Raw genomic sequence first — 13687 nt, 5'->3', positions numbered from 1 at the left:
GCACCTGGGGATAAGTTCCCAGCACGCCATCGGGGGCAATTCTCATGTGCAGCCGGGCCACGTCGGGCGCAGATAGAGAGGCTCTCAACAAGGAAACCACTCTAGACCTGCTACCGGGGCATGCGAATGCAACTCACTGACAAAGTAATCATTATCACTGGCGGTTGCCAGGGTTTAGGCCGCTCCATGGCCGAGTATTTCGCCGACAAGGGCGCGAAGCTCGCGCTGGTCGACTTGAACCAGGAAAAACTCGACGACGCCGTTGCCGCTTGCAAGGCCAAAGGTGTCGAGGCCCGCGCCTATCTGTGCAACGTCGCCAATGAAGAACAGGTGACCCACATGGTCGCGCAGGTCGCCGAAGACTTCGGTGCGATCCATGGCCTGATCAACAACGCCGGTATTTTGCGTGACGGTCTGTTGCTCAAGGTCAAGGACGGCGAAATGACCAAGATGAGCCTGGCACAGTGGCAGGCGGTGATCGACGTCAACCTGACCGGCGTGTTCCTGTGCACCCGAGAAGTCGCGGCGAAAATGGTCGAGCTGAACAACAGCGGCGCGATCATCAATATCTCGTCGATTTCCCGCGCCGGCAACGTCGGCCAGACCAACTACTCCGCCGCCAAGGCCGGTGTCGCTGCGGCGACCGTGACCTGGGCCAAGGAACTGGCGCGCTACGGCATTCGCGTGGCCGGCATTGCACCGGGCTTCATCGAAACCGAAATGACCTTGGGCATGAAACCGGAAGCGTTGGAGAAGATGACGTCGGGGATTCCGCTCAAGCGCATGGGCAAGCCGGAAGAGATCGCCCATTCGGCGGCTTACATCTTTGAGAACGACTATTACACCGGTCGGATTCTGGAGATGGATGGCGGGTTGCGGATCTAAAACAAGATCAAAAGATCGCAGCCTGCGGCAGCTCCTACAGGGTGAACATCAATCCCATGTAGGAGCTGCCGCAGGCTGCGATCTTTTAAGAGGTGACCGGAATCAATCGTCGCTGATGCTGATGTTCGGCATCGCCGGCGTCGCAGCTTCCTGCAACACGATCCGCGCGCCAACGTGACGTGCCAGTTCCTGGTAAACCAGGGCGATCGGACTGTCCGGCTCGGCGATCACCGTTGGCTTACCGCCATCGGCCTGTTCACGGATGGCCATCGCCAGCGGCAACGAAGCCAGCAGCTCCACGCCGTACTGATTGGCCAGTTTTACACCGCCGCCCTCACCGAACAGATGCTCGGCATGTCCGCAGTTCGAGCAAATGTGCACAGCCATGTTTTCCACCACGCCCAACACCGGAATGTTGACCTTGCGGAACATTTCCACGCCCTTGCGCGCGTCCAGCAAAGCCAGGTCCTGTGGTGTGGTCACGATGACGGCACCGGCCACCGGGACTTTCTGCGCCAGGGTCAGCTGGATGTCGCCGGTGCCTGGCGGCATGTCGATGACCAGGTAATCCAGGTCGCCCCACGCAGTTTGGGTCACCAGTTGCAACAAGGCGCCGGAGACCATCGGCCCGCGCCAGACCATCGGCGTGTTGTCATCGGTCAGGAATGCCATGGACATCACTTCGACGCCATGGGACTGGATCGGCACGAACCACTTCTGATCCTTGATCTGAGGCCGGGTACCTTCCGCGATGCCGAACATGATGCCCTGGCTCGGCCCGTAGATGTCCGCATCGAGAATCCCAACCTTGGCGCCTTCACGGGCCAGCGCCAATGCCAGGTTGGCCGCGGTGGTGGACTTGCCCACACCGCCCTTGCCGGACGCCACGGCTACCACGTTCTTGACGTTGGCCAGGCCCGGAATCTGCGCTTGAGCCTTGTGCGCGGCGATCACGCTGGTGATGTCGACGCGGGCACTTGCTACGCCATCCAATCCTTGAATAGCCATTTCCAGCATCTGCGCCCAGCCACTTTTGAACAGACCCGCGGCGTAACCCAGTTCGAGCTGCACGCTGACGCGATCGCCCTGGATTTCGATGTTGCGCACGCATCCGGCGCTGACCGGGTCCTGGTTCAGGTAAGGGTCGGTGTATTGGCGAAGGACGGCTTCCACCGCTGCGCGATTGACGGCGCTCATGGGCAACTCCGAAAACAAGACTGGGAATAGATGGCGGGTATCCTACGCCGGCCATCCAATTGTGGCGAGGGAGCTTGCTCCCGTCCGGCTGCGCAGCAGCCGTCATTCGAATGACTCCGTTTGTCTGACAGATTGGCATCGACAGGTTAGGGGGCGGCTTCGCCACCCAGCGGGAGCAAGCTCCCTCGCCACGGTTTTTTGCGATTGCAGCAACAGGAAACAGGTGCACAGGATGAAAAATCCGCGCCAGCGCTTTATAGTGGCCGACCTCCGTTTCATCAAGTAGCCGAGCCCCATGTCCGAGCCACGCAAGATCCTCGTCACCAGCGCCCTGCCCTATGCCAATGGTTCGATCCATCTTGGCCACATGCTGGAATACATCCAGACCGATATGTGGGTGCGCTTCCAGAAGCACCGCGGCAACCAATGCATTTATGTCTGCGCCGACGACGCCCACGGTTCGGCGATCATGCTGCGCGCGGAAAAAGAAGGCATCACCCCGGAACAACTGATCGCCAACGTCCAGGCTGAACACAGCGCCGACTTTGCCGAGTTCCTGGTGGACTTCGACAACTTCCACTCCACTCACGCCGAAGAAAACCGTGAGCTGTCGAGCCAGATCTACCTGAAGCTGCGCGACGCCGGGCACATCGCCCAGCGCTCGATCACTCAGTACTTCGACCCGGAAAAGAAAATGTTCCTGGCCGACCGCTTCATCAAGGGCACTTGCCCGAAATGCGGCACTGAAGACCAGTACGGCGACAACTGCGAAAAATGCGGCGCGACCTACGCCCCGACCGACCTGAAAGATCCAAAGTCTGCGATTTCCGGCGCCACTCCGGTGCTCAAGGATTCCCAGCACTTCTTCTTCAAGTTGCCGGACTTCCAGGAAATGCTGCAAACCTGGACCCGCAGCGGCACTCTGCAAGACGCCGTGGCGAACAAGATTGCCGAATGGCTGGACGCAGGCCTGCAACAGTGGGACATCTCCCGCGATGCACCGTACTTCGGTTTCGAGATTCCCGACGAGCCGGGCAAATATTTCTACGTGTGGCTGGACGCGCCGATCGGCTACATGGCCAGCTTCAAGAACCTCTGCGACCGTACGCCGGAGCTGGACTTCGACGCGTTCTGGGGCAAGGACTCCACCGCCGAGCTGTACCATTTCATCGGCAAGGACATCGTCAACTTCCACGCCCTGTTCTGGCCTGCGATGCTCGAAGGTGCGGGTTATCGCAAGCCGACCGGCATCAACGTACACGGCTACCTGACCGTCAATGGCCAGAAAATGTCCAAGTCCCGTGGCACCTTCATCAAGGCGCGGACCTACCTGGATCACCTGTCGCCGGAATACCTGCGCTACTACTACGCGGCCAAACTGAGCCGTGGCGTCGATGACCTCGACCTGAACCTCGAAGACTTCGTGCAGAAGGTCAACTCCGACCTGGTCGGCAAAGTCGTCAACATCGCCAGCCGTTGCGCCGGTTTCATCAACAAAGGCAATGCCGGTGTGATGGTCGACACCAACGCCGCGCCGGAACTGACCGAAGCCTTCCTGGCCGCCGCGCCTGGCATTGCCGACGCCTATGAAGCCCGCGACTTCGCCCGTGCCATGCGCGAGATCATGGGCCTGGCCGACCGCGCCAACGCCTGGATCGCTGACAAGGCTCCGTGGTCGTTGAACAAACAGGAAGGCAAGCAGGATGAAGTCCAGGCGATCTGCGCCACCGGCGTCAATCTGTTCCGCCAACTGGTGATCTTCCTCAAACCGGTGCTGCCGCTGCTGGCCGCCGATGCCGAGGCGTTCCTCAACGTCGCGCCGCTGACCTGGAACGACCACGCGACCTTGCTCGCCAACCATCAGTTGAACGAGTTCAAGCCGCTGATGACCCGTATCGATCCAGTAAAAGTGCAAGCCATGACCGACGCTTCGAAAGAAGACCTGACCGCCAGCCAGACCGACACCGGCGACGCAGCACCTGCCGGCAACGGCGAGCTGGCCAAGGATCCGCTGTCGCCGGAAATCGAGTTCGATACCTTTGCTGCGGTCGACTTGCGCGTGGCGCTGATCGTCAAGGCCGAACACGTGGAAGGTGCCGACAAGCTGCTGCGCCTGACCCTGGACATCGGTGACGAGCAACGCAACGTGTTCTCCGGCATCAAGAGTGCTTACCCGGATCCGTCCAAGCTCGATGGTCGCCTGACTATGATGATCGCCAACCTCAAGCCACGGAAAATGAAGTTCGGCATTTCCGAGGGCATGGTGATGGCGGCCGGCCCTGGCGGTGAAGAAATCTACCTGCTCAGCCCGGACAGCGGCGCCAAGCCTGGTCAGCGGATCAAGTAAGGGATTGCGGCAAACTGATCCCACAGTCGTGCCTCGCGCGACTGTGGGATTTTCATGTCTGGCCCATACTATCTCTGTAGAAGCTGCCGCAGGCTGCGATCTTTTGATTCCGCTTTCAAGATCAAAAGATCGCAGCCTGCGGCAGCTCCTACAGAGGATATCCAGCATCGGATATGGACGATCATGACCGAACTGCTTCTGACACTCATCAGCACTGCCCTGATCAACAACCTCGTGTTGCATTGGCCGCTGGGCGTCGATCCGTTGTTGGGCAGCGAACGCCGGCAAGTCCATGCGCTGGGCATTGCAACGACGTGCCTGATGTTGATTGTCGGTTTGCTCGGCTACGCATTTTATCACTGGCTGCTTGTGCCGCTGGATATGACGGCCCTGCGCCTGTTCGTGTTTCTACCGCTGAGCGTGCTGTTGATCGCCCCTCTGCTCAAGCTGCTTGCGCGGTTGCTGCCCAAGCTTTCATTCGACGGCCTGTGGCTGCTGATGGCGGCCAATGCCGGCATCCTGGGCGTGACATTGTTCAACGCTCAGGACGACAACGGCCTCTTCCACGCCACAGCCCTGAGCCTGGGTGCCGGGCTGGGCTTCTGGCTGGTGCTGAGTCTGTTTAACGACCTGCGCCAACGCACACTCGATAATGATGTCCCCCTGCCCTTTCGCGGCCTGCCGATCGACTTGATCGGTGCCGGCCTGATTGCAGTGGCTTTTCTCGGATTCAGTGGACTGATCAAAACATGAGTCTGATTCAACGCATCGACGCCCTCCTTCCGCAGACTCAATGCGGCAAGTGCGGCCATCCCGGATGCAAGCCCTACGCCGAAGGCATCGTCAACGGTGAGCCCATCAACAAGTGTCCGCCGGGCGGTAGCGAAACCATCAAAGCCTTGGCCGAGCTGCTTAAAGTACCGGTGCTGGAACTGGATGCGAGTAGAGGTTCGGCTCCGGCGCAGATCGCCTACATCCGAGAAGCCGAGTGCATCGGCTGCACCAAATGCATTCAGGCCTGCCCGGTTGACGCCATCATCGGTGCGGCCAAATTGATGCATACGGTCATCATCGACGAATGCACCGGTTGCGACCTCTGCGTGGCGCCCTGCCCCGTGGACTGCATCGAAATGCGGCCGCTGCCGATGGCTACGGTGCTGCCGATTGTCGGCGGTCTGGCGTTCAGTGTTGAGGAGCAACGAGCCCGTGCCGCCAAACGCAATCACGCTCGCCGCCGTTTCGAACAGCGCAACGCCCGCCTGCAACGGGAAGAACAACAGAAAGCCGCCGATCGCCAGGCCCGGGCGCAACGCGCAGCCCAGCCACGTGAAGTGTCGGTCGACCCGGTGCAGGCCGCCCTCGAGCGGGTCCACGCGCAGAAAGCCGCCAATGCCGACGCGGCATTGAAAAAAGCCAAGATCGATTTGGCGATGAGCCGGGCGCAATTGAACAAATCGCTCAAAGCCTTCGGCCATCCGCCGACCTTCGAACAGCAGTCGCAACTGATTGTCCTGCAACAACAGTTCGAGGCCGCCGAAAAAGCCCTGGCGCAGCTCGAAAGCACCGCTCCACCCGTCTCGGCACCCGTTGCGGCTCCGGCAAAGAATGCCGATTTGAATCGGGCGAAGATCCAGTTGGCCATGCGCCGCGCCGAACTGAAGAAAGCTCAAGCCAACGAAGCGCCCGCCGAACAGATCGAAATCCTGGAGCGTGCACTCAGCGATGCTGAACGTCAGGTGGATGCCTATGCCTCCCCTTGAAGCGGTTGACGAGCGCCTCCAGCAGGCCATGAAGCGGGTGTTGCTAGCCACGCTGCCGGGGTTGCTTGTGCTGTTCTGGCTGTATGGCTGGGGGGTTTTATTCAATCTGCTGTTGGCAAGTTTTAGTGCGTTGGCGGTTGAAGCGGCTGTATTGCAGTTGCGCAGACGCCCGCTCAAAACCACTTTGAGCGACGGCAGTGCCTTGGTCAGTGCGACGCTGCTGGCCCTGGCCTTGCCGCCCTACTGCCCATGGTGGCTGACGGTCTGTGCTGCCGCTTGCGCAATGCTGTTCGGCAAGCATCTGTATGGCGGCGTCGGCGGCAACCCGTTCAACCCGGCGATGCTTGGCTTCGCCTTGGTAATGGTGACCTTTCCCCAGCAGATGACGCACTGGCCGGCGCCCCATGGCATGAATCTGCTGGGCGGCTTGCAGCAGGTATTCGGCCTGGAACAGCCCCCGGATGCCTGGGTCCAGGCGACGGCACTGGACAGCCTGCGGATCAACAAAAGCCTGACCATGGATGAATTATTCTCCACAAATTTAGCGTTTGGTCACTTCGGTGGCCGAGGCATGGAATGGGTGAACCTGGCCTTTCTCGCCGGTGGTGCATTTCTTCTGCGACAGCGAGTGTTCAGCTGGCATGCACCGGTCGGCATGCTCGCCAGCCTGTTCATCAGCAGTTTGTTGTGCTGGAACGGCTCGGGCTCCGATTCACATGGCTCACCGCTGTTTCACCTGCTCACTGGCGCGAGCATGCTGGGGGCGTTTTTCATCGTGACGGAACCGGTGTCCGGCGCGAAAAGCCCCGGGGCACGACTGTTGTTCGGCGTTGGCGTCGGCCTGCTCACGTATGTGATTCGCACATGGGGCGGCTACCCGGATGGCGTGGCGTTTGCCGTACTCCTCATGAACCTTTGCGTACCGGCGCTGGAGCGGTTTGCCGCATCAAGACAGGAGCGAACTGCGCCATGAATCGCGCATCGAGCGTTGCGATCCTGATAGTTCTGACCACCGTTGGCATTGGTCTGAGCTATTACGTCCAGTACAGCAGCGCCCCCCGTATTGCAGCTGAACAACGGTTGATTGACAGCCGTAACCTGCTCGACTTGTTGCCACCCGACAGCTATGACAATCAACCGCTGGAACAGCCTCTCACCCTCGAAAACACCGAGTTGACCAACAGCACCTTGATAACAGGCTACCGCGCGACCAAAGCCAGCCAGCCTTGCGCGGTGTTGCTGCGCAGCCAGACCCTGGGCTATGCCGGCACGATTGACTTGCTGATCGCCATTGATGTCAACGGCAGGCTGGTCGGCGTCAAAACCCTCAAGCAATCGGAGACTCCGGGCCTGGGCGCGCGGATCGCCGACTGGCCCAATGCGTGGCTTCAGGTGTTTTCCGGCAAATCACGGTCGGAACCCGGCGACAGTGGCTGGGCGCTGAGAAAAGATCAGGGGCAATTCGACCAGATCGCCGGCGCGACGATTACTTCCAGGGCGGTCATTAACGCCCTCCATGAAGCGTTGCGCTACTTCGATGAACACCGGCAACATCTGCTCGGAAGTTCTTCCCATGAATAAATCATCGACTCTGCAGAACACGCTGATGCTTGCACCCCTGATTGGCGCCACCAGTTCGCTGACGCCTGCTCTCGGTCTGTGGCTGATGTTCATGCTCGTGATCAGTTGTTTTGGCCTTAGCATGGGCGCATTGAGGCCGCAAATGCATCCGACGACGCACTTGCTGACCAGCGTGCTGCTGGCTGCCACATTGACCACTTGCGCGGAGTTGGGTGCGCAAGTCTGGTCGCTGCAATGGCATCAGCACGTGGGGATTTATGCAGGCTTGATCGCCTTGCAGTGCGTCGTCCTGGAACACACTGGTTATTTCCAGAGACCGTGGCGAGATCGTCTGCGGTTGAGTGGCCTCTTCGGCTTGGTGTTGGTCAGCATGGGGCTGCTGCGCGAACTCGTCGGCAGCGGGACGATCGCCACTCATCTACCGTGGCTGGCCGGTATGACACAGGCCGGCTGGCAGGGCTGGGTTTTGACCGCTGACGGTGGTTTACGCCTGGCCACGCTTACCCCTGGCGGTTTCATTCTGTTGGGGTTGCTGATCGCCGCATGGCAAGCGTGGCACCGCCCGACACCTCTTTCACACTGACCGTCCTCAAGGAAAAGCACTGCCGATGAATGCCGCAAAACGTCTGGAAATTTTTCGCCGGCTGCATGAAGACAACCCGGAACCGAAGACCGAACTGGCCTATTCCTCACCGTTCGAGTTGCTGATTGCAGTAATTCTTTCTGCGCAATCGACCGATGTCGGCGTCAACAAGGCCACTGCAAAACTGTTCCCGGTTGCCAATACCCCGGCGGCGATTCACGCACTGGGCGTCGAGGGTTTGTCGGAATACATCAAGACCATCGGCCTGTTCAACAGCAAAGCAAAAAACGTGATCGAGACCTGTCGCTTGCTGGTGGAACGCCACGCAGGCGAAGTACCGCAGACCCGCGAAGAACTCGAGGCGCTGCCCGGCGTAGGCCGTAAAACCGCCAACGTTGTGCTCAATACCGCGTTCCGTCAGCTGACCATGGCCGTAGACACCCATATTTTCCGGGTCAGCAACCGCACCGGCATTGCGCCCGGCAAGAATGTGGTTGAGGTGGAGAAAAAACTGATGAAATTCGTGCCCAAGGAATACCTCCTCGACTCCCATCACTGGTTGATCCTCCACGGGCGCTACGTCTGCCTCGCTCGCAAGCCTCGCTGCGGCAGTTGCAGGATCGAAGACCTGTGCGAATACAAGCACAAGACCTCGGACGATTGAGACACTATTAAGTTTATTGATTTATCGATTGAAAAAATCTTTTTTACCGACTGGAAGAATATCGATATAAGGAGCCCCAAAGGCCGTCTTAGCCTGGAGTAACTAAATGAGCACTGGCAAAGAGCAATTGGACGTAGAGGACGATTTCACCCCCGTCGAGGCTGATGACGCTGAACCGGTGGTTGAAGTAGCGAAAACCAACCTTAGCAAGCGCCGTACCATCGATAACCTTCTGGAGGAGCGCCGACTGCAAAAGCAATTGGCCGATTACGATTTTGACTTATGACACCTGAAAGCCTCCCGAAACGGAGGCTTTTTTTATTATGTTCCGACTTGCGATAAATGCCCGTTCATCGCATATCGCTCTACGCTAACGGATTACACAAGCCCATTGCGTTGAGCCAATTCAATCAGGTCAACCAAAGAGCGCGCATTAAGCTTTAATAAAAGACGCGTCTTGTAAGTACTGACGGTCTTGTTACTAAGGAACATCCCGTCAGCAATCTCTTTATTAGTCTTGCCCTTGGCCAACTGTTGCAAGACCATCATTTCGCGCCCTGAAAGCCGATCTACCATATCCGCTTCGCTGGCATTCCCAAGGCTTGCACGCACTGTATGCAACGCCTGATTGGGAAAGTAACTATAACCGGACAATACCGCCTTGATTGCACTGAGCAACTCAGTCAAGTCCTGTTGCTTGCAGACATATCCAGCCGCCCCCGATTGCATGCAACGCATGGAAAAATGCCCGGGCGCCTGCGACGTCAGTATCAATACCTTCACCGGCATTGCTGTCGATGCCAACCGCGCAATAACTTCCAGCCCATCCAGTTTCGGTATTCCAATATCCAGAATGACAATGTCCGGCATACAGTCACGGGCAAGTTGCAATGCATCCACGCCATTATCTGTCTCTGCAATGACTTCGTAGCCATGACGTTCCATCAGCATACGCACCGCAAGACGAATGACGGGGTGATCATCCACGATCAGCACTTTATTCATGGGCAAGTCCAATTTTCGCTGTTCGAATTTTTAGAGCCCGCACAATAGCCTAGTCGTTTCATCCATGGCATGCCGTGCCCCCCGGCCACCCACAGCGAGAGACATTCCCTACAAATATTGCGGATTAGTCTTACAAAAAAACCAATGACACGACGCCTCGAAAACGGAACAAGCGTGAAGACAATTCAATTCTCAATAGTTTTTTGTAACGACGCACGACCGAAAAATCAGTTAGAAATGCGAAACAGCGGCATTCCGACAAGCACCAACCATTAAACAAAGGTCGGAAGTAACTGATATTTTCTGAATCCACATTCATACCAGAAATATCATACACAATGCATCCACTTGCTCTTACAGCAAAAAAACACCCATGATCAATTATTACAGAAAAGCAATTTAAAAACCAAAAACAGAGAAGCATTTAAAAATTCCAAAAAACATTACACAGTTAAAATAAAATAACCAAACTACAAACACCACAGATACTATGACAACCAATAACCACAACAACCATAAGCGAACTAAGAAAAGATTAAATCACATGAGCAAAAGATATGACAAAACTCAAAAAAAGAATGACCAACCCCATGACCATTATCGCGATATTCGCAACGCTATCCGAAACATCGGCGGCCATCTCATTGCCTTTTCTGGACAATGAGGATCGAGAAATTTACATCTGGTTTTTGATCAGCTTTCCTTTTTACTTGCTGCTTCTTTTTTTCGCCACGCTCAACTTTAACTATCGGTCGCTTTACGCGCCTTCGGACTTTGAAAAGGAAGAGCACTTCATGAAGGCGCTGGACAATGTTGAGCGCCCGGAAAATGACAATTCAATGATGTCGCTCGACAACAGTGGCCGGGATTCGTCGATTGATGATTGGCGATCAGTTCCGCCCTCGCGAACTGCACAGGCCCCGCCGATCGAAACCGACCTATCGGCTACCCTCTCGTTTCAGCATCACGGCCGGATGCCGGAGCTTTTGGAAGACCTCTACATCATTGATGCCCGTTGGGTGAGCGAAAAAATCGAGTTCGGCACTTTACTGGAGAAAATCAAAAAACCACAGGCGAGGAAGGGCCGCGTAATTTTGTTTCTTACCGGTGCAGAATCGGAGAGGTTAGTGAAAGAAAGTGCACGCTCAAAGCAGACAAGAAAACAAGGCAGCGCCGCTTTTTATGTGGCTTATAACTTGAATTCACACGAGATGACGGTCATTGATCAAAGCAGCCTGATGGCGCACAGCAATCAATCGTGACGCAAGGGAGCACCAGACGATAAAAATGAATGAAGCGCAGTGTCATACAGAAACGATATTTTGCAAATTTGTGGCCTCGTCAATGACGAGGCCACAAACCCATCACAAGCTCAAAAGCTTCAGAAAAGCTTCCGGCCTTTATTCGCTGCAATACGCATACGCAAGGCGTTCAGCTTGATGAAGCCTGCCGCGTCCGCCTGGTTGTAAGCGCCGCCATCTTCCTCGAAGGTCGCAATGTTGGCATCGAACAACGACTCGTCGGACTTACGGCCAGTAACGATCACATTGCCCTTGTACAGCTTCAGGCGCACAACGCCGTTCACGTGAGCCTGGGACGCGTCGATCATCTGTTGCAGCATCAGACGCTCAGGGCTCCACCAGTAACCGGTGTAGATCAGACTGGCGTACTTCGGCATGAGCTCGTCTTTGAGGTGAGCCACTTCACGGTCCAGGGTGATCGATTCGATCGCACGGTGGGCGCGCAGCATGATGGTGCCGCCAGGTGTCTCGTAGCAGCCGCGGGACTTCATGCCCACGTAACGGTTCTCGACGATGTCCAGACGACCGATACCGTGTTCGCCACCGATACGGTTCAGGGTCGCCAGCACGGTAGCCGGGGTCATTTCGACGCCGTCCAGTGCGACGATGTCGCCGTTGCGGTAGGTCAGTTCCAGGTATTGCGGCTTGTCGGGAGCCTTCTCCGGGGAGACGGTCCATTTCCACATGTCTTCTTCGTGCTCGGTCCAGGTGTCTTCCAGCACGCCGCCTTCATAGGAGATGTGCAGCAGGTTGGCATCCATCGAGTACGGGGATTTTTTCTTGCCGTGACGCTCGATCGGGATCGCGTGCTTTTCAGCGTAATCCATCAGTTTTTCACGGGACAGCAAGTCCCATTCGCGCCACGGAGCGATCACTTTCACGCCTGGCTTCAAGGCGTACGCGCCCAGTTCGAAACGAACCTGGTCGTTACCTTTACCGGTGGCGCCGTGGGAAATGGCGTCAGCGCCGGTTTCGTTGGCAATTTCGATCAGGCGTTTGGCGATCAACGGACGAGCGATGGAAGTACCCAGCAGGTACTCGCCTTCATAAACGGTGTTGGCGCGGAACATCGGGAACACGAAATCGCGCACGAATTCTTCGCGCAGGTCGTCGATGTAGATTTCTTTGACGCCCATGGCCTGAGCCTTGGCGCGTGCAGGTTCGACCTCTTCGCCCTGACCCAGGTCAGCGGTGAAGGTCACGACTTCACAGTTATAAGTATCCTGCAGCCACTTGAGGATCACCGAAGTGTCCAGGCCGCCGGAATACGCCAGAACGACCTTGTTTACGTCCGCCATGCCATCACTCCACGGGGTTCTACGGAAAGCCGTGAAGTCTACCGCTCATACAGAATAATTTACAGAGGCGCGACAGCTTATGACGACGAAGCGACAGAATCTGTCGAGAGCGCGACGATGACCGTCAGGTCAGGAAGTCGCCGACGCTGCCGGTTTCGTAGCCTGAGGGGCAACCTGCTCCGCCGGAGCCCCTCGCTCCAGGCGTACGGCTACCCGGCGATTCTTCGAGCGGTTGGCGTTGTTGGTGTTGGGCGCCAACGGATAACGCTCGCCGTGAAAACGGATAGTGATTTGCGATTCCTGAATCCCGTTGGCCTTGAAAAACTCCATGACGGCCAAGGCCCGGCGGCGTGACAGATCACGATTGGTCAATCGGTTGCCGCTATTGTCGGAGTGGCCATCGAGTTCGATGTGATTGACCGTCGGATCAGCCTTCATGTACTCCAGCATGACCTGCAGCTTGGCTTTGGCGGCGGCATCCAGATCGATACCTCCACCAGGGAAGCCAACCTCGGACTGTTTCACTTGCTCGAAGTTTTGCGGCAACAACTTGGCCACGCAGCCCTGATAATCAGCGAAAGCCTTGCTGAATTTGACCGGCAGCAACCGCACTTCCGACACCCGGCCGTCGCCCGAGGAATGCCGAACCACCGGACTGCGCCCATCCATGAGGCCACTGATCAAACGCCCGGCCTGAATCTGTGAGCTGTTGAATAGCACATTGCCGCTGCCAATTCTCACCGTGCCCAGGTTGATATCGCCACGTCCCGGTTGCCAAGGGGCAGCGGCCGCCAGCAATGTCGCAGAACCGCCGCCCATCATGGCGTTGTAAGCATTCAGACGAAATGTCGCCTGCTCGCCAGCACGGCGCACAAACTGCCCCGAGCCGAAATCGGTGATCGGCTGAGTCAGGCGGCATTCGAACTTGTCGCCTTCGACCGTCCACTCAATGCTCTCCAGACGGGTCTGGAAAGTGAGCGCCATCGCGGGAAGGCTGGCAAACACACTGAGCAAGGCTAAATAACGCTGGCGCACGGGAGGCTCCACTGGTTTCTACAACACAAAG

General features: G+C 57.1%; 14 protein-coding genes. 10 read left to right on the top strand and 4 right to left on the bottom strand.

Annotated elements, in window-relative coordinates; translation table 11 throughout:
* Positions 1–126 precede the first annotated feature (126 nt).
* Positions 127–885: an SDR family oxidoreductase gene (locus KGB21_RS11735; protein WP_034149033.1), complete on the top strand. Its 759-nt coding sequence runs from the start codon at positions 127–129 to the stop codon at positions 883–885.
* A 102-nt stretch (positions 886–987) separates the two neighbouring features.
* Here KGB21_RS11735 and apbC read toward each other — a convergent pair whose 3' ends face one another.
* On the bottom strand, positions 988–2082 hold the full coding sequence (apbC, locus tag KGB21_RS11730) for an iron-sulfur cluster carrier protein ApbC (RefSeq protein WP_223505194.1): 1095 nt from the start codon (positions 2080–2082) through the stop codon (positions 988–990).
* Between the two features lie 295 nt (positions 2083–2377).
* Between apbC and metG the strand changes: the two genes are divergently transcribed.
* The 8 genes from metG to KGB21_RS11690 all read left to right on the top strand — a co-directional run bounded on the left by metG (position 2378) and on the right by KGB21_RS11690 (position 9303).
* Positions 2378–4429, top strand: coding sequence for a methionine--tRNA ligase (gene metG, locus KGB21_RS11725; RefSeq protein WP_034149031.1), 2052 nt, complete (start codon positions 2378–2380; stop codon positions 4427–4429).
* Positions 4430–4612: 183 nt separating this feature from the next.
* Positions 4613–5182 carry an electron transport complex protein RnfA gene (locus tag KGB21_RS11720; protein WP_223505193.1) on the top strand — a complete coding sequence of 190 codons (570 nt, stop codon included), beginning with the start codon at positions 4613–4615 and terminating at the stop codon, positions 5180–5182.
* Positions 5179–6189: an electron transport complex subunit RsxB gene (gene rsxB / locus KGB21_RS11715; protein WP_034149029.1), complete on the top strand. Its 1011-nt coding sequence runs from the start codon at positions 5179–5181 to the stop codon at positions 6187–6189. Before KGB21_RS11720 ends, rsxB begins: the two co-directional genes overlap by 4 nt.
* Positions 6176–7162: an RnfABCDGE type electron transport complex subunit D gene (locus KGB21_RS11710; RefSeq protein ID WP_034149028.1), complete on the top strand. Its 987-nt coding sequence runs from the start codon at positions 6176–6178 to the stop codon at positions 7160–7162. Before rsxB ends, KGB21_RS11710 begins: the two co-directional genes overlap by 14 nt.
* Positions 7159–7770 carry an RnfABCDGE type electron transport complex subunit G gene (locus KGB21_RS11705; protein ID WP_034149027.1) on the top strand — a complete coding sequence of 204 codons (612 nt, stop codon included), beginning with the start codon at positions 7159–7161 and terminating at the stop codon, positions 7768–7770. Before KGB21_RS11710 ends, KGB21_RS11705 begins: the two co-directional genes overlap by 4 nt.
* Positions 7763–8353 (top strand): Rnf-Nqr domain containing protein, encoded by a 591-nt coding sequence (locus KGB21_RS11700; protein ID WP_034149026.1) that lies wholly within the window; start codon positions 7763–7765, stop codon positions 8351–8353. Before KGB21_RS11705 ends, KGB21_RS11700 begins: the two co-directional genes overlap by 8 nt.
* A 25-nt stretch (positions 8354–8378) precedes the next feature.
* Positions 8379–9017: an endonuclease III gene (gene nth / locus KGB21_RS11695; protein WP_034149025.1), complete on the top strand. Its 639-nt coding sequence runs from the start codon at positions 8379–8381 to the stop codon at positions 9015–9017.
* Positions 9018–9123: 106 nt separating this feature from the next.
* The gene (locus KGB21_RS11690; protein WP_007898493.1) at positions 9124–9303 is read left to right on the top strand and encodes a PA3496 family putative envelope integrity protein; all 180 of its coding nucleotides are present in this window, start codon (positions 9124–9126) and stop codon (positions 9301–9303) included.
* A 92-nt stretch (positions 9304–9395) separates the two neighbouring features.
* Here KGB21_RS11690 and KGB21_RS11685 read toward each other — a convergent pair whose 3' ends face one another.
* Entirely contained in the window at positions 9396–10022 is a 627-nt protein-coding gene (locus tag KGB21_RS11685; protein WP_223505192.1) for a response regulator transcription factor, read from the bottom strand.
* A gap of 557 nt (positions 10023–10579) precedes the next feature.
* On the opposite strand from KGB21_RS11685, the gene KGB21_RS11680 reads away from it, so the two are divergent.
* Complete coding sequence (locus tag KGB21_RS11680; protein ID WP_223505191.1) at positions 10580–11284, top strand: hypothetical protein; 705 nt, start codon at positions 10580–10582, stop codon at positions 11282–11284.
* Between the two features lie 119 nt (positions 11285–11403).
* Here the strand turns inward: KGB21_RS11680 and KGB21_RS11675 are convergent, their stop codons facing one another.
* Both KGB21_RS11675 and KGB21_RS11670 read right to left on the bottom strand, forming a co-directional pair.
* Positions 11404–12621, bottom strand: a complete 1218-nt coding sequence (locus KGB21_RS11675) for an argininosuccinate synthase (RefSeq protein WP_034149022.1) — start codon at positions 12619–12621, stop codon at positions 11404–11406.
* A gap of 129 nt (positions 12622–12750) precedes the next feature.
* Positions 12751–13656: a flagellar protein MotY gene (locus KGB21_RS11670; protein ID WP_034149021.1), complete on the bottom strand. Its 906-nt coding sequence runs from the start codon at positions 13654–13656 to the stop codon at positions 12751–12753.
* Positions 13657–13687 lie beyond the last annotated feature (31 nt).

Source organism: Pseudomonas sp. GL-RE-29, assembly GCF_019947275.1.
GTDB classification, from domain to species: domain Bacteria; phylum Pseudomonadota; class Gammaproteobacteria; order Pseudomonadales; family Pseudomonadaceae; genus Aquipseudomonas; species Aquipseudomonas fluorescens_A.
Note: the sequence above shows the minus strand (reverse complement) of the source record. Positions and strands in the feature narration are given on the sequence as shown.